The 22121-nt window shown below is 38.0% G+C and carries 35 protein-coding genes and 1 pseudogene; all 36 read right to left on the bottom strand.

Annotated features, from left to right (window positions below; translation table 11 throughout):
- Nucleotides 1-4: 4 nt before the first annotated feature.
- The 36 genes and pseudogenes from IEW44_RS12585 to rplC all read right to left on the bottom strand — a co-directional run bounded on the left by IEW44_RS12585 (nucleotide 5) and on the right by rplC (nucleotide 22075).
- The gene (locus IEW44_RS12585) at nucleotides 5-328 is read right to left on the bottom strand and encodes a hypothetical protein (protein ID WP_188615400.1); all 324 of its coding nucleotides are present in this window, start codon (nucleotides 326-328) and stop codon (nucleotides 5-7) included.
- Between the two features lie 355 nt (nucleotides 329-683).
- On the bottom strand, nucleotides 684-2990 hold the full coding sequence (locus IEW44_RS12580) for an AAA family ATPase (protein ID WP_188615399.1): 2307 nt from the start codon (nucleotides 2988-2990) through the stop codon (nucleotides 684-686).
- A gap of 675 nt (nucleotides 2991-3665) precedes the next feature.
- Nucleotides 3666-4058 (bottom strand): 30S ribosomal protein S9, encoded by a 393-nt coding sequence (rpsI, locus tag IEW44_RS12575; protein ID WP_188615398.1) that lies wholly within the window; start codon nucleotides 4056-4058, stop codon nucleotides 3666-3668.
- A gap of 22 nt (nucleotides 4059-4080) precedes the next feature.
- Entirely contained in the window at nucleotides 4081-4518 is a 438-nt protein-coding gene (rplM, locus tag IEW44_RS12570) for a 50S ribosomal protein L13 (RefSeq protein WP_188615397.1), read from the bottom strand.
- Between the two features lie 168 nt (nucleotides 4519-4686).
- A complete protein-coding gene (truA, locus tag IEW44_RS12565; RefSeq protein ID WP_188615396.1) occupies nucleotides 4687-5427 on the bottom strand; it encodes a tRNA pseudouridine(38-40) synthase TruA in 741 nt (246 codons plus the stop codon).
- A gap of 4 nt (nucleotides 5428-5431) precedes the next feature.
- Nucleotides 5432-6229 carry an energy-coupling factor transporter transmembrane component T family protein gene (locus IEW44_RS12560; protein WP_188615395.1) on the bottom strand — a complete coding sequence of 266 codons (798 nt, stop codon included), beginning with the start codon at nucleotides 6227-6229 and terminating at the stop codon, nucleotides 5432-5434.
- Complete coding sequence (locus IEW44_RS12555; protein ID WP_188615394.1) at nucleotides 6222-7100, bottom strand: energy-coupling factor ABC transporter ATP-binding protein; 879 nt, start codon at nucleotides 7098-7100, stop codon at nucleotides 6222-6224. The genes IEW44_RS12560 and IEW44_RS12555 overlap by 8 nt, the downstream gene beginning before the upstream one ends.
- Complete coding sequence (locus IEW44_RS12550) at nucleotides 7076-7921, bottom strand: energy-coupling factor ABC transporter ATP-binding protein (RefSeq protein WP_188615393.1); 846 nt, start codon at nucleotides 7919-7921, stop codon at nucleotides 7076-7078. The genes IEW44_RS12555 and IEW44_RS12550 overlap by 25 nt, the downstream gene beginning before the upstream one ends.
- Nucleotides 7922-8333: 412 nt before the next feature.
- Nucleotides 8334-8714, bottom strand: coding sequence for a 50S ribosomal protein L17 (gene rplQ, locus IEW44_RS12545; protein ID WP_188615392.1), 381 nt, complete (start codon nucleotides 8712-8714; stop codon nucleotides 8334-8336).
- A gap of 49 nt (nucleotides 8715-8763) precedes the next feature.
- Nucleotides 8764-9592, bottom strand: a pseudogene (locus IEW44_RS12540) (DNA-directed RNA polymerase subunit alpha).
- A gap of 137 nt (nucleotides 9593-9729) precedes the next feature.
- Nucleotides 9730-10119 carry a 30S ribosomal protein S11 gene (rpsK, locus tag IEW44_RS12535; RefSeq protein ID WP_188615391.1) on the bottom strand — a complete coding sequence of 130 codons (390 nt, stop codon included), beginning with the start codon at nucleotides 10117-10119 and terminating at the stop codon, nucleotides 9730-9732.
- Between the two features lie 25 nt (nucleotides 10120-10144).
- Nucleotides 10145-10510, bottom strand: a complete 366-nt coding sequence (gene rpsM, locus IEW44_RS12530; RefSeq protein ID WP_188615390.1) for a 30S ribosomal protein S13 — start codon at nucleotides 10508-10510, stop codon at nucleotides 10145-10147.
- 23 nt (nucleotides 10511-10533) lie between these two features.
- A complete protein-coding gene (gene rpmJ, locus IEW44_RS12525; RefSeq protein ID WP_000868344.1) occupies nucleotides 10534-10647 on the bottom strand; it encodes a 50S ribosomal protein L36 in 114 nt (37 codons plus the stop codon).
- 37 nt (nucleotides 10648-10684) lie between these two features.
- Nucleotides 10685-10903 (bottom strand): translation initiation factor IF-1, encoded by a 219-nt coding sequence (gene infA / locus IEW44_RS12520; protein WP_036143445.1) that lies wholly within the window; start codon nucleotides 10901-10903, stop codon nucleotides 10685-10687.
- Nucleotides 10904-11234: 331 nt separating this feature from the next.
- Nucleotides 11235-11888 carry an adenylate kinase gene (locus IEW44_RS12515; RefSeq protein ID WP_188615389.1) on the bottom strand — a complete coding sequence of 218 codons (654 nt, stop codon included), beginning with the start codon at nucleotides 11886-11888 and terminating at the stop codon, nucleotides 11235-11237.
- A 66-nt stretch (nucleotides 11889-11954) separates the two neighbouring features.
- Entirely contained in the window at nucleotides 11955-13250 is a 1296-nt protein-coding gene (secY, locus tag IEW44_RS12510) for a preprotein translocase subunit SecY (protein WP_188615388.1), read from the bottom strand.
- Nucleotides 13250-13690 (bottom strand): 50S ribosomal protein L15, encoded by a 441-nt coding sequence (gene rplO, locus IEW44_RS12505; protein ID WP_188615387.1) that lies wholly within the window; start codon nucleotides 13688-13690, stop codon nucleotides 13250-13252. Before rplO ends, secY begins: the two co-directional genes overlap by 1 nt.
- Before the next feature lie 35 nt (nucleotides 13691-13725).
- On the bottom strand, nucleotides 13726-13908 hold the full coding sequence (gene rpmD / locus IEW44_RS12500; protein ID WP_188615386.1) for a 50S ribosomal protein L30: 183 nt from the start codon (nucleotides 13906-13908) through the stop codon (nucleotides 13726-13728).
- Nucleotides 13909-13922: 14 nt separating this feature from the next.
- Nucleotides 13923-14426 carry a 30S ribosomal protein S5 gene (gene rpsE, locus IEW44_RS12495; protein ID WP_188615385.1) on the bottom strand — a complete coding sequence of 168 codons (504 nt, stop codon included), beginning with the start codon at nucleotides 14424-14426 and terminating at the stop codon, nucleotides 13923-13925.
- Nucleotides 14427-14447: 21 nt separating this feature from the next.
- Nucleotides 14448-14807 (bottom strand): 50S ribosomal protein L18, encoded by a 360-nt coding sequence (rplR, locus tag IEW44_RS12490; protein WP_188615384.1) that lies wholly within the window; start codon nucleotides 14805-14807, stop codon nucleotides 14448-14450.
- Between the two features lie 31 nt (nucleotides 14808-14838).
- The gene (rplF, locus tag IEW44_RS12485; RefSeq protein WP_188615383.1) at nucleotides 14839-15378 is read right to left on the bottom strand and encodes a 50S ribosomal protein L6; all 540 of its coding nucleotides are present in this window, start codon (nucleotides 15376-15378) and stop codon (nucleotides 14839-14841) included.
- 29 nt (nucleotides 15379-15407) lie between these two features.
- Complete coding sequence (rpsH, locus tag IEW44_RS12480; RefSeq protein ID WP_036143418.1) at nucleotides 15408-15806, bottom strand: 30S ribosomal protein S8; 399 nt, start codon at nucleotides 15804-15806, stop codon at nucleotides 15408-15410.
- A 29-nt stretch (nucleotides 15807-15835) separates the two neighbouring features.
- Complete coding sequence (locus IEW44_RS12475; protein ID WP_004233656.1) at nucleotides 15836-16021, bottom strand: type Z 30S ribosomal protein S14; 186 nt, start codon at nucleotides 16019-16021, stop codon at nucleotides 15836-15838.
- A gap of 21 nt (nucleotides 16022-16042) precedes the next feature.
- A complete protein-coding gene (gene rplE / locus IEW44_RS12470; RefSeq protein ID WP_188615382.1) occupies nucleotides 16043-16582 on the bottom strand; it encodes a 50S ribosomal protein L5 in 540 nt (179 codons plus the stop codon).
- 25 nt (nucleotides 16583-16607) lie between these two features.
- Nucleotides 16608-16916, bottom strand: a complete 309-nt coding sequence (rplX, locus tag IEW44_RS12465; protein ID WP_188615381.1) for a 50S ribosomal protein L24 — start codon at nucleotides 16914-16916, stop codon at nucleotides 16608-16610.
- 36 nt (nucleotides 16917-16952) lie between these two features.
- Nucleotides 16953-17321, bottom strand: coding sequence for a 50S ribosomal protein L14 (gene rplN / locus IEW44_RS12460; protein ID WP_188615380.1), 369 nt, complete (start codon nucleotides 17319-17321; stop codon nucleotides 16953-16955).
- A gap of 40 nt (nucleotides 17322-17361) precedes the next feature.
- A complete protein-coding gene (gene rpsQ, locus IEW44_RS12455; protein ID WP_188615379.1) occupies nucleotides 17362-17625 on the bottom strand; it encodes a 30S ribosomal protein S17 in 264 nt (87 codons plus the stop codon).
- 21 nt (nucleotides 17626-17646) lie between these two features.
- Nucleotides 17647-17847 (bottom strand): 50S ribosomal protein L29, encoded by a 201-nt coding sequence (gene rpmC / locus IEW44_RS12450; protein WP_188615378.1) that lies wholly within the window; start codon nucleotides 17845-17847, stop codon nucleotides 17647-17649.
- Nucleotides 17837-18271 (bottom strand): 50S ribosomal protein L16, encoded by a 435-nt coding sequence (gene rplP, locus IEW44_RS12445; protein WP_188615377.1) that lies wholly within the window; start codon nucleotides 18269-18271, stop codon nucleotides 17837-17839. The genes rpmC and rplP overlap by 11 nt, the downstream gene beginning before the upstream one ends.
- A gap of 1 nt (nucleotide 18272) precedes the next feature.
- Entirely contained in the window at nucleotides 18273-18929 is a 657-nt protein-coding gene (gene rpsC, locus IEW44_RS12440) for a 30S ribosomal protein S3 (protein WP_188615376.1), read from the bottom strand.
- A 3-nt stretch (nucleotides 18930-18932) separates the two neighbouring features.
- On the bottom strand, nucleotides 18933-19280 hold the full coding sequence (rplV, locus tag IEW44_RS12435) for a 50S ribosomal protein L22 (RefSeq protein WP_188615375.1): 348 nt from the start codon (nucleotides 19278-19280) through the stop codon (nucleotides 18933-18935).
- Between the two features lie 21 nt (nucleotides 19281-19301).
- A complete protein-coding gene (gene rpsS, locus IEW44_RS12430) occupies nucleotides 19302-19580 on the bottom strand; it encodes a 30S ribosomal protein S19 (RefSeq protein WP_188615374.1) in 279 nt (92 codons plus the stop codon).
- Nucleotides 19581-19640: 60 nt separating this feature from the next.
- Nucleotides 19641-20471: a 50S ribosomal protein L2 gene (rplB, locus tag IEW44_RS12425; RefSeq protein WP_188615373.1), complete on the bottom strand. Its 831-nt coding sequence runs from the start codon at nucleotides 20469-20471 to the stop codon at nucleotides 19641-19643.
- Between the two features lie 40 nt (nucleotides 20472-20511).
- Complete coding sequence (gene rplW, locus IEW44_RS12420; protein WP_188615372.1) at nucleotides 20512-20796, bottom strand: 50S ribosomal protein L23; 285 nt, start codon at nucleotides 20794-20796, stop codon at nucleotides 20512-20514.
- The gene (gene rplD, locus IEW44_RS12415; protein ID WP_188615371.1) at nucleotides 20796-21419 is read right to left on the bottom strand and encodes a 50S ribosomal protein L4; all 624 of its coding nucleotides are present in this window, start codon (nucleotides 21417-21419) and stop codon (nucleotides 20796-20798) included. The genes rplW and rplD overlap by 1 nt, the downstream gene beginning before the upstream one ends.
- A 26-nt stretch (nucleotides 21420-21445) precedes the next feature.
- Nucleotides 21446-22075 (bottom strand): 50S ribosomal protein L3, encoded by a 630-nt coding sequence (gene rplC, locus IEW44_RS12410; RefSeq protein ID WP_188615370.1) that lies wholly within the window; start codon nucleotides 22073-22075, stop codon nucleotides 21446-21448.
- Nucleotides 22076-22121: the final 46 nt, after the last annotated feature.

Below are 22121 nucleotides of genomic sequence, written 5' to 3'. Positions count from 1 at the left end.
ATCTTTAAAAGCTATAATAGTAAGTTGTCTTCGCTGCCCATGGATTGAGACTATCTCTTACAGTAACATTTGTATAGTTGCTGTTAGCTGAACTCCACGAATCCACATAGGCATACGCTCCACTAACATATGAGCCATTTCGATAATAGGTAATTTGTGACTTCCCATAACCTTTAACGGTATAAGCCTCACCAAAATAGGAAAGTTGGTGCCAATTCTCTGGATTTTTCACCCATTTTGAGCCACTTGTATGTTTAGCTGCATAAACTACCAAAGAAAAAGTGAAAACAAACATCACAATCATAAGTGTTATTTTTATTTTCTTCATATTTTTAACCTTCTCTTATCTCATTTTACATATCTATTTATAATAGTCGTTATATTCTGGATATTATCAAAAAAATGTATCAAAATACTATTAACTTTATAGGAGCAATTGTTTCAATTTGATTATTCATTTTTCGAATTGCTAATACAAATATAAAATCTATTGATTTTACTTTTTATCACTATGATCCACTTTATCCTCTTATAATTTTAAAGAATATCAACATAAGTATTACTTTCATTTTCAACGTAAAGAAACCCTCTCCCATACAAATGGGAAAGGGCTGAAAATGTATAGAAAAGTATTAAACATGATATTATTTGAACAAAAATAATCAATTCTAGTTGCATACAATTTACTTCCAATAGGTTTCAAAGTGTTCTTTTGCATTATTTGTTACAAATACCTCTTTAAACATTGCTATTAAAGTATCTTTATCTTTACCTATAGTTTCCATCGAATGATCGTCTATAGAATGTGAATTTACATCAAATAATTTCTTATGTTCTTCTTTATCTTTGTAAAAATCAACTGGATTTATTTTATTAAACTTAGTATAAGTTTCAATTATCCTCCTCATCGAGTTGAGCATTGAATTTAATAAGTTGTTTGAATAAAGAGACTGCAATTCAATCCATAAAAGTTCATAGTGTGTATTAAAATCCTCTTTCTGAGAAGAAATAAGTTTAAACTTCCCATTTTCTAATCTATAAAAATTATTTTTATCATATTTCGATATCTCTACAAGCTTTTCATTAATTAGCTTTTTGTCTTTAAAATTCCCATGCGGTTGAATATTTAAATAAAAATGTGCATTATGCGTTAAACAAATAAAATAATCTTTTTGAGATTTAAACTTACCTTTATATCTATCTGTATATAATTTTTGTATTTCTGTTATTATCAAATATTGCATAGTATCATCATTCGAGTTCATCGGATCATCAAAAACAATCATTTTATCTTTATCATTTTGTTTTTCAACATCACTTAAACTCTCTAGAAAGTATAAAAAAGCAATTATATTTTTCTCCCCTGTTGATAATTTATCAATAGAACGAACTCTTTCATTATCATCTTTTACTAAATAATGTTCAATATCATCTTCATCTTTATTTAAAACTAACTCTAAATTATACTTTCCAGCTTTTTTTAGCTTATCATTTATGATTTTTACAAATTTAGAAGTACTTTTAGTTTCACTTAAAACAGCTTCTTTTTCTTCATTAGCCTTTTTTATTTCACTATCTAGATAAAGAATTGTATTTTCTTCTAATTTTTTATTTGAACCTTTAAGTTTCGCGATTAAATTAACAATGCTTTTCTCATTTTCCAACTTATCATTCTTTAACCTCTCTAACTCATGTAATTCAATCTCATATCCACGCCAGTTTCTATTATAATTTTCTTTTTCATTTAATCTTAGAGCTACAAAATGTAATCTTAGTTTTTCTTTTGCTTCTATACGTCTATGGTCAATATTCTTATCCAATTCGTTATGTTTTTTTATTATATTTTTCATTTTTTCTTCAATACTTGTGAAATCTTCTGGAATTTCTATATCCACATCTACATTTAAAATCGTATTAAAAATTAAGCTTAGTCTTTTGTTTAAACCATCTTTTAATTTATCTAAATATCGATTACATTTCTCCTTATATAATCTGATATCAGTATTAATCTCATCTATCTCTTTATACAGTGTAATATAAAAGCGTTCCTTGTCTAATTCTTCTATTTTATCTACTTTTTTTCCAATGTTATCAATAATCTGAATATGTTCATTAATACTTATTTGAATTGTTTGAATTTCTGGCATTGATACTAATGTCTCTAATTTCTCTATTCTATCTTCTGTAATTTCATTGCCACAAAATGAACATTTTTCTCCTGCCTTATGTATTTTTAAACCAGTTTGAGCAAATTGTTTTCTAGCAGGGTTATCTTTCAATTCCTCTATAACATTAACTACTGCAACTTCATGTTCTAATATTCTTTTTACATTTTTAATTAAAGTGATAAAATCAAACTTTTTATCTTCTGCCTTTTCAATAATTATGCTTTTCTGTACTTCGCTTAAGATTTTCTTCAAGTCCCCTATGTCTTTGTCATCTAAGATTTTTCTTCTTGATATATCCCTTATAAAATCATTTCTATTATAAGTTGTTTTAGTAATTTGTGGCGAATTGAATTCTCTTAGTTCTCTAGCTTTATCTGTATAAAATCTATTTATTTCACTTTCTTTATTTGAGTAAAGTTTTGAAATATCTTCCTTGCTCTTATATAAAGAATGTTTCTGAAGCCCCTTTTCTTTATATTCATCTTTCCATTTTAAAGATTTAATTTGATTTACAATATTATTTTTTTCAGAAATAAGATCATTCAGTTTCCTATCAAGAGCTTGTAGGTTTCTTTTAGCATCTATATTTTCTTCTCCCAGAACAATAGCATTCAATTTTGTATCTACTATAATATTCTCAAAACCTGTAAAAACACGTACATCAAATTCATCAGTAAATTGTTTTTCTATCATTTTACAAAGTGTAGATTTTCCCGCACCATTTTTACCAAATATAAAATTCTTATTTTTCAGCGCTAGATCTGCTTTTTCTTCAACGTTAAATAACTCGTATTCTTGTTCAGATAAATCCAAACTTAACATTATTATCTCGTCTCCTTACTAAAAATATTATAAAATCTAAAACTTAAGAATTAAAATATAATTCGGAACTTATTATTTAATTTGAAAAACTATTGGCTATTATTATTTATATTGAAGCACTTTTATTGAAAAAAGTACACATATTTTCCATTTTAAATTATAAAAGTAGACACTTCCTATAATTTTGTTGACCTTTTGAATCGCCATAGAGAGAATCTCCGCATCAATTATGTTAAGTGAGGTAAATAGCAAAGCGCTGTGATTCATATATGCTTTGGGGAAGTCTAATGAATTAGGGGAGTTGACTCAAAGCTTCATCTACGTCTAATCTGCACTTGTCTTTTTACAAATTCAAATGATTTTCATCCTACTCTATTATCATAACACTGTCTAGTTTCCTCCCTTTCTTTTATGAGTATTTCAATTTTTTATATAAACCTTTTCCTTTAAGTTAACTATTGATTATCAATATTCTAAATCTGAATGCCTAGATGGTTCGTTTTAGGTCATATCAATATTCAAACAACGCAAAATTATTATCTAGAATTAATGCCAGAAAAAAAGCACCAGCAAGATGCTGATGCTTTAAATCTGTTAAGTTCTTTATGAAATCCAAGCTGATTTGAACCAACTTGAACCAAAAACCATTTGAAAACGTTGATATAAAAAGCGATATTAACGTTTTGAGAACTGAGGTGAACGACGTGCGCCACGTAGACCTGGTTTTTTACGTTCTTTCATACGTGCATCACGTGTTAATAATCCTGCAGATTTAAGTGTTGCACGGAAATCTGGGTCAACGTTAAGTAACGCGCGTGCGATACCGTGACGGATAGCGCCAGCTTGACCTGTGAAACCACCACCATCAACGTTAACGAAGATGTCATAGCTGCCTACTGTTTCAGTAGCTACTAATGGTTGTTTAATTACGTTACGTAAAGATTCGAATGGTACGTACTCTTCAACGTCACGTTTGTTAATAACAATTTTACCTGTACCTGGTACTAAACGTACGCGAGCTACAGAAGTTTTACGGCGACCTGTGCCGATGTATTGAACTTGTGCCAAAGTAATATCCTCCTCTTAGTTATTATCCGCGAAGCTCATATGCTTCTGGTTTTTGTGCTGCATGTGGGTGCTCTGAACCAGCGTATACGTTAAGTTTACCGAACATTTTACGTCCTAAAGAGTTCTTTGGTAACATACCTTTAATCGCTAATTCTAACATTTGTGTTGGGTACTTTTCTTTCATTTCGCCAGCAGTACGTTGTTTAAGACCACCTGTATATTGAGTGTGGCGGTAGTAAATTTTATCTTGTAATTTATTACCTGTTAATTCGATTTTATCAGCGTTGATGATGATTACATGATCACCTGTGTCAACGTTTGGTGTAAATGTTGGTTTATGTTTACCGCGTAAAATAGCAGCAACTTCAGAAGCTAAACGACCTAGTGTTTGGCCTTCTGCGTCAACTAATAACCATTTACGCTCTACTTCGTGACCTTTAGCCATGAATGTTGTACGCATGTGTATATCCTCCTAATCAATTAAAAATACCGTTATTTTTCATTATCTACAATACAATTAAGTTTCGGGGCTTATTTGTGGTGGTAATGAAAATACCATTAGTCATCATACCCTTTTCTCACATCAAAGTCAAGTGTTTTTAGGTGAACACGTGGCTAGGTTGCTTAGTCACGCATACCATACTTCTTCAAGGTATAAACCTTGTGGTGGCGCTGTTTTACCCGCTTCATCACGTGATTGAGAAGCAAGGATGGCTGGGACTTGTGCTACGGCTATTTTTTTCATACCTACATCCCACAATGTGCCAGCAATAATTCGCACCATATTATATAAAAAGCCATTCCCTTCAATAATAAGGTGTAATTCGTTAGGATGTTGCTCTAATCGTAAACTATGAATAGTTCGTACCTTATCTACTACGCTCGTATTAGCTGCACAAAAAGCAGAAAAATCATGTTCACCTAAAAAAGCATGCGTGGCTTGTTTCATCCGTTTAACATCAGGTTGTTGCCCTTTCATAAATACAGCATAATGCCTGCGAAATGGCGATTGTATTCTTTCCAATGACCAGATGTAACGATAACGTTTCCCCACTGCACCATATCTGGCATGAAAGTCATCCGTTACCAACTGCACATCTCTCACGCGAATATCGTCAGGTAGTTGGACGTTGAGCGCTTTTTGCCATGCTTCAACACTAATATTTAATGGTGTGTCAAAATGAATGACTTGCCCAGTAGCATGTACACGTGCATCCGTCCTACCACTTGCCACTACTTTAATGGCTTCCCCCTTGTGTATTTTCATTAGTACACGTTCTAATTCTAACTGTACAGTACGTTTATTTGGTTGTACTTGGTACCCTGCAAAGTTTGTACCATCATAGCTAATTACTGCTTTGATTCTCATATATTCACATTCCTCTATAATAAACTAATACACCTGCAACAAGCAGTAGAAAAAGAATGGCCATTGTATCACGAGTACGCCATGCTAATTGGCGATAGCGTGTACGCCCTTCCCCCCCACGGTAGCCCCTTACTTCCATTGCGGTAGCTAAATCCTCCGCACGTTTAAAAGCACTTACAAAGAGCGGGACAAGTAAAGGTACGACCGCCTTAATACGTTCTTTGATGGGCCCTGTTGTTAAATCTGAACCTCTTGCCATTTGTGCTTTCATAATTTTGTCTGTCTCATCCATTAAAGTCGGGATGAAGCGTAGAGAAATCGACATCATTAAGGCTAACTCATGCACAGGTACTTTAATCTTCTTTAAGGGATTCAGCAAAATCTCAATACCGTCTGTAATCGCAATAGGTGATGTCGTTAACGTTAAGAATGAAGTCATAATAACTAAGACCGCAAAACGAATGGAAATATAAATCCCTTGTCTAAGTCCCCCCTCATAAATTTGGAGAATGCCCCATTCAAATAATAAATCGCCTTCCTTTGTAAAAAACAAATGAAGAAAAAACGTAAAAATCAATAAAAATATTACAGGTTTTAACCCATTAATTAAATAAATTGGTTTAATGCGTGATAATAACATAACAAATAGCGTAAGCCCAATTAATATACTATATGTCAGCCAATTATTTGCTAAAAACACAATAAAGATAAATAGAAAGGTAAAGATTAATTTAGCGCGCGGATCCATCTTATGCACGTAAGTATCACCTGGCATAAAACGACCAAAAATAATTTTATCCATCTATGCCAGCCCTCTCTTTCAGTACATCTGCAATTGTTTGTGCTAACTCCTCTTCTGTTAGACAAACTTTTGGTAATGCCTTGCCCAGTAATTGCTCTACCTTCTCTTGAAAGCGCACAATCCTTGGTGGTTCCAATCGATATTTTTTTAGTGCTAGATGGTCAGCAAAAATTTGTCTAGGCTCGCCTTGTAGCACATTAGTGCCATCATGCATAATGATAATATCATCCGCATAACGTGCAGCATCTTCCATACTATGAGTCACAAGAATTGTTGTTAAGCCTTCTTCTTTATGAAGGCGATAAAACATATCCATCATTTCTTTTTGGCCTTTTGGGTCCAAGCCAGCAGTTGGCTCATCTAACACAATCACATCTGGCTTCATAGCTAATACGCCTGCAATCGCTACTCTACGCATTTGCCCACCTGATAAGTCAAAAGGGGACTTATTTAAGATACTAGTGGGTAAACCTACTTGTTCAATAAGTTGTTCAGCACGACGTTTTGCCTCATCTTCCCCAACACCAAAGTTGATTGGCCCAAACATAATATCTTTTAAAACGGTTTCTTCAAATAATTGATGCTCAGGAAACTGAAAAACAATGCCCACATGTTGACGCATTTCTTTTATATTTTTTGGTTTCTTTTCACTTGCCTTAATGTTAAATTCACCAATGGCAACTTCGCCAACGGTTGGTTTAAGTAAGGCATTAAAATGTTGCAAGACAGTTGATTTACCTGAGCCTGTATGCCCAATGATCGCTTGGTAAGTGCCTGTCGGAATCTTAAAATCCACCTCGTATAATGCACGCTTTTCAAAAGGTGTACCTGCAGCATAGGAAAAGCCTACTTGTTGAAGTTTGATATCCATAAGTCATTCACCAGTTCTTCCTCTGTCATGTTAAGCCCAATGAGAGGAACACCTTTCTCTTGTAATAAACGTGATAATTTCATTGCGAATGGTAAATCTAACCCTAAGTCAAGCAACGTATCACCTAGGGCAAAAATCTCATCTGGCGTTCCCTCTGCAAACTTTTGACCATTATTCATAAATAACAAACGGTCTGCTAAGATAGCCTCTTCTAAATCATGTGTAATTGAAATAACCGTTAAACCTGTTTCTTCACGTAATTGTTGAATGGTTTGCAATACCTCATTACGCCCTTGAGGATCAAGCATTGAAGTTGCCTCATCTAAAATTAAGAGTTTTGGGTATAAAGCTAAGGCGCCTGCAATCGCTACTCGCTGTTTTTGTCCTCCTGAGAGGTGATGTGGTTCATGGTCAAGAAAATCTTGCATTTTCACTTGAGCTAATGCTTGTTGAACACGTTTTACCATGTCATCATGCAAAACACCATTATTCTCTAATGCAAACGCAACATCATCTTGTACAGTAGCGCCAACAAATTGATTATCTGGATTTTGAAAAACCATGCCCATCTGTGAGCGAATATCCCATAAGTTATCATCATTCAATAGCTGATTCATAAATCGCACATTACCTTCATTAGGGTATAATAAGCCATTCATTAACTTAGCAATGGTTGATTTTCCAGAACCATTATGCCCAACAATAGCAATCCACTCCCCTTCTGTTATTGAAAAAGAGACATTGTCTACTGCATTGCGTACCTCTGTTTCATCAGAAGGATAAGCAAATGTTACTTGTTGTAATGCTAGAATTTCACTCATCATTGATACTCCCCTTTGTTTCAATTTTATGTAGTATGCATGTATGATAACTCTTTAAGCGTACTCGCTCCTATGCAGTGCGTCAACCTTTTTAGCGTATTACTTGACCTAATAAAAAAAGCACCCTATTGGCGCTTATCACTGTGCTCAAAGAATAAAAAAGCGCGCACCTCATTCAGAGAAATGCGCTTGTTGAACTACATTTATCAGCTTCTAAGGCGCTCAAACCTTTTAGCCTAAGAATGAGGTGCGGAGAGCTAAACGAGACGCCGCCAAATGGCTCGCTCATCATAACGCTCAGCTATTTTATTTGTCGTATGAAACATAGAGTTATTCACTCTAGTTGTTATAAAAAAGAGGATGATCGTTCACCGGTGAACAAGACCACCCTCCTAATTCGCTTGTTGAAAGATTAAACTAATTCAATCACAACTACAGGCGCACCGTCACCACGGCGAGGACCTACTTTAAGGATACGTGTGTAACCACCTTGACGCTCAGCGTAGCGTGGTGCTACATCGTCAAATAACTTTTGAAGTGCGTATTGAGTAGACTCATTACCTTCTTCATCAGTTGTAGTTACTGTTTCACGACGGATAAATGCTGCTGCCTGACGACGAGCATGTAAGTCTCCGCGTTTACCTAAAGTAATCATTTTCTCAACAACTGAACGTAACTCTTTAGCACGAGCTTCAGTAGTTTGAATGCGTTCGTTGATGATTAAATCTGTCGCTAAGTCGCGTAACATCGCTTTACGTTGAGAACTTGTACGACCAAGTTTTCTGTAACCCATTGATGTTTCCCTCCTTTATAAAAAGTCTGATCTATAAATATTGTTTCGCTTAGTCTTCTTTGCGTAATCCTAAACCAAGCTCTTCTAACTTCGCTTTTACTTCTTCTAATGACTTACGGCCCAAGTTACGAACTTTCATCATATCATCTTCTGATTTGCTTGAAAGCTCTTGTACAGTATGTTTGTGCCTCATGAGTCATATCAACAAAGATGTTAAGATGCTCAGTTAAAATTTTCGCTCCTAGCGAAATCGCCTCTCTTGGACTGATGCTACCATCTGTCCACACATCAAGCGAAAGTTTGTCATAGTCAGAAGACTGACCAACACGTGTGTTCTCCACTTGGAAGTTTACACGCGAAACTGGAGTGTAAATAGAGTCGATCGGGATCACGCCGATTGGAAGATCCTCACGCTTGTTTTGATCAGCAGGAGTATAACCACGGCCACGTTTTGCATACATGCGCATACGTAGATGACCATTTTTTGCGAGTGTTGCGATAAATAGTTCTGGGTTCAAGATTTCAACGTCACTGTCATGCGTGATGTCAGCAGCTGTTACTTGACCATCGCCCTTCACATCAATTTCGATTACTTTTTCCTCATCAGAATAAATCTTCAGAGCAAGCTTTTTCACATTCAAAATAATTGAAGCAACGTCTTCTACCACGCCTTCGATTGTTGAGAATTCATGTAGTACGCCATCAATTTGCACTGATGTTACAGCAGCTCCTGGTAACGAAGACAGAAGGATACGACGTAAAGAATTACCCAAAGTATTGCCGAATCCACGCTCTAGTGGTTCTACAACAAACTTGCCATACTTGGCATCTTCGCTGATCTCCTTAGGTTCAAACTCTGGTTTTTCAATTTCGATCATTCAATTTACCCTCCTTCAAAACATCGGATGAAATAGGTTTTTCCATCAATTAATTCGTATGCTTTCGCATATCAATATTAGTTATTGCACAGAACAAATGTACAAGAAGATGGTGTCACTCTAATGAGTTGCACCCATTACACACGACGACGTTTTGGCGGACGGCAACCATTATGAGGTACTGGCGTAACGTCTTTAATAGCAGTTACTTCTAAACCTGCTGATTGAAGTGCACGAATAGCAGCTTCACGACCAGCACCAGGACCTTTAACAGTTACTTCTAACGTTTTCATACCATGCTCCATTGATACTTTAGCAGCTGTTTCAGCAGCCATTTGTGAAGCAAATGGAGTAGATTTACGTGAACCTCGGAAACCAAGAGCACCTGCACTTGACCAAGACACCGCGTTACCTTGCATATCTGTAATCGTAACGATAGTATTGTTAAATGTAGAACGGATGTGAGCAATACCTGATTCGATATTCTTTTTCACACGACGTTTACGAGTTTGTTGTTTACGAGCCATGTTAAGTAGGAACCTCCTTTACCGATTATTTTTTCTTGTTCGCAACAGTCTTACGAGGACCTTTACGCGTACGCGCGTTGTTCTTCGTATTTTGACCACGAACTGGTAAACCACGACGGTGACGGATACCACGGAATGAACCAATTTCCATTAAACGTTTAATGTTTAATGATGTTTCACGACGTAAGTCACCTTCTAATTTATATGTGTCTAATTGTTCACGGATTTTATTTAACTCATCTTCAGTTAAATCGCGAACACGTGCATCTTCTGAAACGCCAGCAGCAGCTAAAACTTTTTGAGCTGTTGTTTTACCTACACCGTAAATATATGTTAATGAAATTACCACGCGTTTGTCGCGAGGGATGTCAACACCAGCAATACGTGCCATTCGCTAGAGCACCTCCTTTAGGATTAACCTTGTTTTTGTTTGTGTTTAGGGTTTTCACAGATTACCATTACTTTACCGCGTCGGCGAATTACTTTACATTTTTCGCAGATCGGTTTCACAGATGGTCTCACTTTCATCTAACCTAACCTCCTTAATAGTCCGGAGTGCAAAAGATTATTTAAAACGGTATGTGATACGACCGCGAGTTAAATCATACGGAGATAACTCAATTGTAACCTTATCTCCAGGTAAAATACGGATAAAGTGCATACGAATCTTACCAGAAACGTGTGCAAGTACAATATGACCGTTCTCTAATTCTACCTTAAACATCGCGTTTGGCAAAGTCTCAACAACTGTACCTTCGACTTCAATTACATCATCTTTCGCCATCTTACTCTGTCTCCCTTCTATATGCGTTTTCAGGTCTCACGCGCTATATCATATAACGACATGTCTTCTTATTTGAAGCAACTCGTTTCAACATATATGTTTGGATTGCATGAGAGATGTTCGAAAGACGCCTCGTCTGGTTTTCGCTTCACACAATCCGAGCAAATACACAGATGCTTCCACGAACCCATTTCATGCCCATCACTTTTTCAAGTGGCTGTGCATCTACCGGGCACAATATGCTTTTGCAACTCTCAAAAATTATGTTTCGTTGTGTTGCTCCCGCATGCATGCTCCCGCGGTAGCAGTTATCTGCGCCCGGAGCCGGGTATCAGCTGCGGTTGCCCTTTAATAGAGCGTCAATATCAGCAAACACATCGTTGATATCTTGCTGACCATTGATATTTGTTAACACACCTTTTGCTTCATAGAAGTCTAGTAAAGGTTGTGCTTGAGTCATATTTACTTCCAAACGATTAGTAACTGTTTCTGGATTATCATCGGCACGCGTAAACAGCTCGCCACCATCTTTATCACATTTGCCTTCCTCTTGTGGAGGATTAAACACTAAATGATAAGATGTTCCGCAAACTTTACAAATGCGACGTCCAGTAAGACGTTTAATTAGTTCTTCTTTTTGTACATCAATATTAATAGTGTACTCGATAGCTTTGCCTAAGTCCGACAAGATGTTATCTAATGCTTCAGCTTGCGGTACTGTACGTGGAAAACCATCTAATAAGAAACCTTGGTCACAGTCAGCTTGGCTTAAGCGCTCACGCACGATGCCAATCGTAACTTCGTCTGGTACTAGTGCACCTTGGTCCATATACGATTTAGCTTTTAAGCCTAATTCCGTACCTTCTTTAATCGCTGCACGGAACATATCGCCTGTAGAAATATGAGGGATTGCGTACTTCTCAACAATTTCATCTGCCTGTGTACCTTTACCAGCACCCGGCAAACCCATTAAAATGATATTCATACGTTTTCTCTCTCCCCACAAAAGTTAGCTGGTTATGGAAACGTCAACCGTTCCCAAAAACCAACATTATTTCATAAAGCCTTTGTAGTGACGTTTCACAAGTTGAGACTCAAGTTGTTTCATCGTTTCTAGCGCAACGCCGACTACGATGATCATACTTGTACCGCCAATTTGAGCAGATTGTGGTAAACCTAATACATTAATAAAGATGATTGGCATAATTGTAATCACCGTTAAGAATAAAGCTCCAACAAATGTCAAACGATACAGTACACTCGTTAAGTACTCTTGTGTACTTGCACCCGGGCGAATACCTGGTATGTAAGCACCTTGTTTCTTTAAATTGTCAGCTACATTCTCTGGATTTACTTGTACAAAAGCGTAGAAGTAAGTGAAAGCAACAATTAACAATACATAAACTAACATACCAACCGGTTTTGTATAGTCAAATGTGTTATTAATAAATGTTGTTACACTGTTTTCCCCAAAGAACATACCTAGAGTTTGAGGTGTCATCAAGAACGCTGACGCAAAGATTACCGGAATAACCCCAGCAGCATTTACTTTTAACGGTAAATGTGTTTGTTGAGCGCCTGTTACTTGGTTACGTCCTGTTACTCTTTTAGCATATTGAATCGGAATTTTTCGAAGTGCTTGTTGCACATAAATTACGCCAACTACAACTGCTAACATTACTAATACTAACAATCCTAAAATGACTAAATTGATGAATAATTGTTCACCAGCACCTTGGATTTGTTGAGCATAAAGTTGGTTTACTGCGTTTGGAATAGCAGCAGCAATACCTGCAAAAATTACAATTGAAACACCATTTCCTACACCGTAAGCAGTAATCTGCTCAGCTAACCATAGAAGAAAAGCTGTACCTGCTGTAAGCACAATTGAAATTGTAACATATGTCAAAATCGACTCATCTTGTATTAACTGCCCACCATACATTCTGTTGAAGCCAAAAGACATCGCAAATGATTGGATAAAAGCTAATACAATTGTAAAGTAACGCGTAAATTGCGCTAATTTGCGTCGACCAACTTCACCCTGTTTAGCCCACTCAGCAAATTTAGGAACAATGTCCATTTGTAATAGCTGAACAATAATTGAAGCTGTGATGTATGGGAAAATTCCGAGTGCAAAAATCGAGAATTTAGCCAATGCACCACCACCAAATGTATTCAAGAAGCCAACTAAGTTAAACTCGTTTGCTGCTTGTAATACACTTGCGTCTACACCTGGTACAGGAACAAAAGTACCAATACGGAAGACAATTAGCATTAATAGTGTGAAAATGATTTTATTTCTAATATCTCGAACACGCATAAAGTTTGAGATCGTTTGAAACATTAAATCACCTCAGTTTGTCCGCCAGCATTCTCGATTGCTTCTTTTGCAGAAGCTGAGAATTTATGAGCTTTTACGGTTAGCTTTTTCTCTAAAGTTCCATTGCCTAAAACTTTAATTCCAGCTTTCTCTTTGCTCACGATACCAGTTTCAACTAATGCTGCAGGTGTAACTTCTGCACCATCTTCGAAACGATTTAAAACTTCTAAGTTAACGATTGCGTATTCTTTACGGTTGATATTAGTAAAACCACGCTTCGGTAAACGACGGTATAATGGGTTTTGACCACCTTCAAAGCCTGGGCGTACGCCGCCGCCTGAACGTGCTTTCTGACCTTTATGACCTTTACCAGAAGTTTTACCATTACCAGAACCGATACCACGACCAACGCGGTTACGCTCTTTACGAGAGCCTACTGATGGTTTTAACTCATGCAGTTTCATTATTATGTGGCACCTCCTTGTTCAATGATTGAAAATTAAATTTCTGTTACAGTAACTAAATGAGCTACTTTGTTAATCATACCGCGAACAGCTACGTTGTCGTTGTGTTCTACAGTTTGGTTAACTTTGCGTAAGCCTAATGCTTCAACTGTTTTACGTTGTACCGGTTTAGTACCGATTACAGATTTAGTAAGGGTGATTTGTAATTTGTTAGCCATTATAAGTCCCCCCCTTAACCTAAGATTTCTTCCACTGATTTACCGCGTAATTTCGCAACGTCCTCTACACGTTTTAATTCAGTTAAACCTTTGATTGTAGCACGTACCATGTTAATTGGTGTGTTTGAACCTAAAGATTTTGAAAGAATATCCGTAATACCAGCAAGCTCTAATACAGCACGTACTGGTCCACCTGCGATAACTCCTGTACCAGGAGCAGCAGGTTTGATTAAAATTTCTCCTGCGCCGAAGCGACCAATTACTAAGTGTGGAGTTGTACCATCAACGCGTGGTACTTCAACTAAGTTTTTCTTCGCATCTTCAATTGCTTTACGGATCGCATCTGGAACTTCCTGAGCTTTACCCGTACCGAAGCCTACATGACCATTCTTATCTCCAACAACAACTAATGCTGTAAAGCGGAAACGACGACCACCTTTAACAACTTTAGCAACACGGTTAATTGTAACTACGCGTTCTTCAAGTTCTCCAAGTTTGTTTGCGTCAATCTGACTCATGTAATGTGTCCCTCCTTCTTATTAAAATTGTAAGCCGTTCTCGCGTGCAGCTTCTGCTAAAGCTTTCACACGACCATGATATAAGTAACCACCGCGGTCAAATACAACATTTGTGATGTTTTTTTCCGCAGCGCGTTTAGCGATTGCTTCACCGATTTTAGTTGCAGCTTCTACGTTACTGCCAGCGCCTTCAAACTCTTTTTCCATTGTTGAAGCACTAACAATTGTAACACCTGCCACATCATCGATTAATTGCGCATAAATGTTCTTGTTTGAACGGAATACGTTTAAACGTGGACGTTCAGCAGTACCTGAAATCTTTGTACGAACACGCGCATGACGTTTTTTACGAACTTGATTTTTATCTTGTTTCGTAATCACAGAGGTCACTCCTTTCTAATGCTATGCAGCATTATTTACCTGTTTTACCTTCTTTACGACGAACGTATTCGCCTTCATAACGGATACCTTTACCTTTATATGGCTCAGGTGGACGTACCGCACGGATACTTGATGCAAGAGCGCCTACGCGTTCTTTGCTAATACCTTTAACAATAATAATATTGTTAGCTGGTACTTCAACTTCAACACCATCTTCTGGTGTGAATTCTACTGGGTGTGATAAACCTACGTTTAACACTAGTTTCTTACCCTGCAATTGAGCACGGTAACCAACACCATTTAATTCTAATTTACGTTCGAAACCTGTAGAAACGCCAGTAACCATGTTCGCTAAAAGCGCACGAGTAGTACCGTGGTTTGTACGGTGTTCTTTCGATTCAGATGGACGAGTAATTGTAATTACTGTGCCTTCTTGTTCGATTTTCATATCAGAGTTTAGTGAGCGATTTAATTCGCCTTTAGGGCCTTTTACAGTAACAGCGTTACCTTCAGCAACAGTTACTGTTACACCTGCTGGCACCTCAATTGGGTTTTTACCAATACGAGACATTTATTGCACCTCCATTCTTTTGTTGCTAATTACCAAACGTATGCTAGAACTTCGCCGCCAACTTGTTTAGCGCGAGCTTCTTTGTCTGTTAATACACCGTTTGAAGTTGATACTAAAGCGATACCTAAACCGTTTAATACTTTAGGTACTTCATTCGTTTTAGCATATACACGTAAACCTGGTTTAGAAATACGTTTTAGGCCTGTGATAACACGTTCATTATCTTTGCCATATTTTAAGAAGATACGAATAATACCTTGCTTGTTGTCTTCAACATATTCAACATCACGTACAAAACCTTCACGCTTTAAAATTTCAGCGATTTCTTTTTTCACGTTTGAAGCCGGTACTTCTAACTTCTCGTGACGAACCATGTTCGCATTACGAATGCGAGTAAGCATATCTGCAATCGGATCAGTCATTGTCATTACATTTACCTCCTTCCCAAATTAGGGGATTACCAGCTGGCTTTTTTCACGCCAGGAATTTGTCCCTTATATGCAAGTTCTCGGAAACAAATACGGCAAAGCTTGAATTTACGATATACAGAATGTGGACGGCCACAGCGTTCACAACGTGTATATTCTTGTACTTTAAATTTTTGCTTGCGTTGTTGTTTAACGATCATAGATTTTTTAGCCACGTTTTCGCCCTCCTTATTTTATTACTTTTGGAACGGCATACCGAATTGTGTCAATAACTCGCGAGCTTCTTCATCAGAATTCGCAGTCGTTACGATCACGATGTCCATACCGCGCACTTTCGAAACTTTATCGTAATCGATTTCTGGGAAAATTAATTGCTCTTTAACACCTAGTGTATAGTTACCACGACCGTCAAATGCTTTTTTAGAAACACCACGGAAGTCGCGTACACGTGGAAGTGCGATTGCGATTAATTTGTCCAAGAATTCATACATACGCTCACCGCGTAATGTAACTTTCGCACCGATTGGCATTCCTTCACGTAGACGGAAACCTGCGATAGATTTCTTAGCTTTTGTAATAACTGGTTTTTGACCAGTAATAATTGTTAATTCTTCTACTGCTGCATCAAGTGTTTTTGAGTTTTGAACTGCGTCACCAACACCCATGTTAATAACGATTTTGTCAACTTTTGGCACTTGCATTACTGATGTATATTCAAACTTGCTCACTAGAGCAGGTGTTACCTCTTTAACAAACTTCTCTTTTAGGCGGCTCATGCTTTTACCTCCTTTCCAAACTTAATTAGTCGATTACTGCACCTGATTTTTTTGCAACACGAACTTTTTTATCGCCTTCGATTTTGTAACCTACGCGAGTCGGCTCGCCAGATTTCGGATCGATTAGCATTACGTTCGATACATGGATTGCTGCCTCTTGGCTTACAATACCACCTTGTGGATTCAATTGGTTAGGTTTAATATGCTTTTTCACAATATTAACGCCTTCAACAAGAACACGATCTTGTTTTGGGTATGCTGCTAAGATAACGCCTTCTTTGCCTTTATCTTTACCAGTGATTACCTTAACCTTGTCACCTTTTTTTACATGCATGCTTGTCGCACCTCCTTGATTGGCACTATCATGAAATTAAAGAACTTCTGGAGCTAAAGAAACGATTTTCATGAAGTTGCTGTCACGTAATTCACGTGCAACAGGTCCGAAAATACGAGTTCCACGCGGTGATTTATCATCACGAATAATTACACATGCGTTCTCGTCGAACTTGATGTAAGTACCGTCTTTACGGCGCACACCAGACTTCGAACGAACGATTACTGCTCTAACAACGTCACCCTTCTTGACAACGCCACCAGGTGTTGCTTTCTTAACTGTACATACAACTACATCACCGATATTAGCAGTTTTGCGGCCTGTACCACCAAGAACTTTAATAGTTAGAACTTCACGTGCACCTGAGTTGTCAGCAACTTTCATACGACTTTCTTGTTGGATCACTTAGGTTACCTCCCTTCGGAATATGGTCGTTCCGAAATAATTAAATAATAACCGCTTCTTCTACAACTTCAACTAGACGGAAACGTTTAGTTGCTGATAGCGGGCGAGTTTCCATGATACGTACGATATCACCGATTTTCGCTTGATTTTGCTCGTCATGAGCTTTAAATTTCTTTGAATATTTTACACGCTTGCCATAAAGCTTATGCTTTTTGTGAGTTTCAACTAAAACAGTGATTGTTTTGTCCATTTTATCTGAAACAACACGGCCAGTGTATACTTTGCGATGATTACGCTCAGTCATGCCAGAAAACCTCCTTCTTTATCAGTTATTTGCACTGATTTCTCTTTCGCGAATCACAGTTTTCATACGCGCAATCGCTTTACGAACTTCGCGAATGCGAGCTGTGTTTTCTAATTGACCAGTCGCCAATTGGAAGCGAAGGTTGAAAAGCTCTTCTTTCAGTGATTTCACTTTTAATTCTAAATCAGAAGTGGCAAGTTCACGGATTTCTTTAGCTTTCATTAGATTCACCACCAGTTTCTTGACGTTTTACGATCTTACATTTCACAGGCAGTTTATGTGCAGCTAGACGTAGTGCTTCACGAGCAACTTCTTCTGATACGCCAGCAATTTCAAACATTACTTTGCCTGGTTTTACTACTGCTACCCAACCTTCAGGAGCACCTTTACCAGAACCCATTCGGACTTCTAAAGGTTTTTTCGTGTAAGGTTTATGTGGGAAGATTTTAATCCAAACTTTACCGCCACGTTTCATGTAACGTGTCATTGCAATACGAGCAGACTCGATTTGACGGTTAGTAATCCAGCTTGCAGTTTGAGCTTGTAAGCCCCACTCACCGAAAGTTACTTCTTTACCGCCTTTTGCTTGTCCGCGCATGCTGCCGCGGTGTTCACGACGGTATTTTACGCGTTTAGGCAATAACATATTATTTGCCTCCTTCCACAGAGTTCTTCTTAGTTGGAAGGACTTCACCACGATAAATCCATACTTTAACACCTAGTTTACCATAAGTAGTGTCTGCTTCTGCGTGAGCATAATCAATGTCTGCACGAAGTGTATGAAGTGGAACAGTTCCTTCACTATAGTGTTCAGCACGCGCGATATCAGCGCCACCTAAACGTCCAGATACTTGTGTTTTAATTCCTTTAGCACCAGCACGGATTGTGCGTTGGATTGCTTGCTTTTGAGCACGACGGAATGATACACGGTTTTCTAATTGACGTGCGATGTTTTCTGCTACTAAACGAGCATCTAAATCAGCACGTTTGATTTCAACGATGTTGATGTGTACACGCTTGCCAGTTAATTCGTTAAGTTTTTTACGTAGTGCTTCAACCTCAGCACCACCCTTACCGATTACCATACCTGGTTTCGCAGTGTGAATTGTAATATTTACACGATTTGTTGCGCGTTCGATTTCAACTTTAGATAAAGAAGCTTCTTTAAGCGCTTTTTCGATGTAATCACGAACTTTGATGTCTTCATGAAGTAGAGTTGCATAGTCTTTATCAGCGTACCATTTAGACTCCCAGTCACGAATAACACCAATACGTAGACCTATTGGATGTACTTTTTGACCCACAGATTAACCCTCCTTCTTTTCAGATACCACTAGTGTAATGTGGCTTGTACGTTTATTGATTGCACTTGCGCGTCCTTGTGCACGTGGACGGAAGCGTTTTAATGTTGGACCTTCATCAACGAATACTTCAGAAACGACTAAGTTGTTGATGTCTAGCTCGTAGTTATGTTCAGCGTTAGCAACTGCAGATTTTAATACTTTCTCAACGACTGGAGACGCCGCTTTAGGAGTATGACGTAAAATTGCAACTGCCTCACCAACTTGCTTGCCTCGAATTAAGTCTACTACTAGACGTACTTTACGAGGAGCAATGCGCACTGTACGAGCGATAGCTTTAGCTTCTTGTGTCATTAGGATTGACCTCCTCTCAAATTAGCGTCTTGTTTTCTTATCATCTGCACCGTGACCTTTATAAGTACGAGATGGTGCGAATTCGCCTAGTTTATGACCTACCATGTCTTCCGTTACGTATACAGGTACGTGTTTACGACCATCATATACAGCGATTGTTAAACCGATGAAGTTCGGGAAGATTGTAGAACGGCGAGACCAAGTTTTAATTACTTGTTTCTTTTCTGAACTCTCTTGCGCTTCGACTTTTTTCATTAAGTGCTCATCGACAAAAGGTCCTTTCTTCAAGCTGCGACCCATTTAGGAACCTCCCTCCGTGATTCCACCACGGCTCTTTCAACGAACCGTAGTCCAATCACTTTATTTTTTACGACGACGAATAATTAAGCTGTCTGACTTAGCTTTCTTATTACGAGTTTTCAAACCAAGAGCTGGTTTACCCCATGGTGTCATTGGAGATGGACGACCGATTGGTGTACGACCTTCACCACCACCGTGTGGGTGATCATTAGGGTTCATTACAGAACCACGTACTGTTGGGCGTTTACCTAACCAACGAGAGCGACCTGCTTTACCAATATGAACTAATTCATGTTGTTCGTTACCAACTTGACCAATCGTAGCGCGGCAAGTAGCTAATACTAAACGTACTTCACCTGATTGTAAACGTACGATTACATATTTGCCTTCGCGACCTAAGATTTGTGCAGAAGTACCTGCTGAACGTACAAGTTGACCACCTTTACCAGGTTTTAACTCGATGTTATGGATTGTTGTACCCATTGGAATGTTTGCAAGTGGTAATGCATTACCTACTTTAATATCAGCATCTGGACCAGATACGATTGTTTGACCAACCTCTAATCCTTTAGGTGCTAAAATATATGCTTTTGCACCATCAGCATAGTTAATTAATGCGATGTTTGCAGAGCGGTTTGGATCGTATTCGATTGTAGCAACGCGGCCTGGAATGCCATCTTTGATACGTTTGAAATCGATGATACGGTATTGTTTCTTATGTCCACCGCCATGATGACGAACAGTGATTTTACCTTGGTTATTACGACCAGCTTTGCGTTTTTTAGAGTCAAGCAATGATTTCTCAGGCTTGTTTGTCGTGATTTCCGCAAAGTCTAATGTAGTCATATTACGACGTCCATTAGTGGTAGGTTTATACTTTTTAATCGCCATGTGTTTTCCCTCCTTCTTGATTGTTTATCCTAGTTGGATATTACATTTCAAATAATTCGATCTCGTTGCTATCAGCAGTTAATTTAACGATAGCTTTACGACGTTTGTTAGTGTACCCAGCATAACGACCAACACGCTTGAATTTACCTTTGTAGTTCATGATATTGACTTGTTCAACTTTCACGCCAAAGATTTCTTCAACAGCTGATTTAACCTGAGTTTTATTAGCGCGAGTGTCTACTTCAAAAGTATACTTTTTCTCTGCCATTAATTCTGAAGAACGCTCAGTAATGACTGGACGTTTTAAAATATCACGTGCTTCCATTAACTAAGCACCTCCTCGATTTTTGCTACTGCATCTTTAGTTACAACTACTTTGTCATGACCTAATAAGTCAAGTACGTTGATACCTGTTGCAGTTAATACTGTAACACCAGGGATGTTACGAGCTGATAATGCTACATTTTCATTTAAATCAGCAGTTACAAATACTGCTTTTTTATCAATTGAAAGTGCGCTTAATACTTGAACAAACTCTTTTGTTTTTGGTGCATCAAAGTTTAATGCATCAAGTACAACTAAGTTTTGATCTGCTACTTTAGAAGATAATGCAGATTTAAGAGCTAAGCGACGAACTTTTTTAGGCATTTTGAAGCTATAGCTGCGTGGAGTTGGACCAAATACGATACCACCACCGCGCCATTGTGGCGAGCGAATAGAACCTTGACGTGCACGTCCAGTTCCTTTTTGACGCCATGGTTTGCGACCACCGCCAGAAACTTCAGAACGGTTTTTTACTTTATGATTACCTTGACGTAGTGAAGCGCGTTGTGCGATTACTGCGTCGAATAATACTGCTTCATTTGGCTCGATACCGAAAACGGCTTCGTTTAATTCGATTTCACCAACTGAAGAACCTGTTTGACTAAGTACGGCTACTTTTGTCATTCCTGTTTCCTCCTTCCTTCAGTTAATTAGTTAGCTTTAATTGCAGTTTTCACTGTAACTAGAGCTTTTTTAGAACCAGGAACATTACCTTTAACTAGTAGTAAGTTACGATCTGCATCAACTTTAACGATCTCTAAGTTTTGGATTGTAACGACTTTACCACCCATTTGACCAGGTAATTTCTTTTGTTTGAATACACGGTTCGGAGCTACAGGGCCCATTGAACCAGGACGACGGTGGTAACGAGAACCGTGAGACATAGGTCCGCGAGATTGTCCGTGGCGTTTAATAACACCTTGGAAACCTTTACCTTTAGTAACACCTGTTACATCGATTACATCGCCTTCTGCGAAAATTTCTACTTTGACTTCTTGACCAACCTCGTACTCATCAACGTTTACATTGCGGAACTCGCGAATGAAGCGCTTAGGAGCCGTGTTTGCTTTAGCTACGTGGCCTTTAGATGGTTTGTTAGCAAGCTTTTCGCGCTTGTCTTCAAAACCTAGTTGTACCGCTGTGTAGCCATCTGTTTCTTCAGTTTTCTTTTGAAGTACTACGTTTGGCGTAGCTTCAATAACTGTTACAGGGATTAAATCGCCGTTTTCAGCAAATACTTGCGTCATGCCGATTTTTCTTCCTAAGATTCCTTTGGTCATGTTGTCACACCTCCTGATTAGTTTAAATAGTTGTTTTATATTTGTT

Origin of the sequence: Lysinibacillus alkalisoli (genome assembly GCF_014643595.1) — a bacterium.
Taxonomy (GTDB): Bacteria; Bacillota; Bacilli; order Bacillales_A; family Planococcaceae; genus Metalysinibacillus; species Metalysinibacillus alkalisoli.
This window is presented reverse-complemented; position numbering and strand designations above follow the sequence as displayed.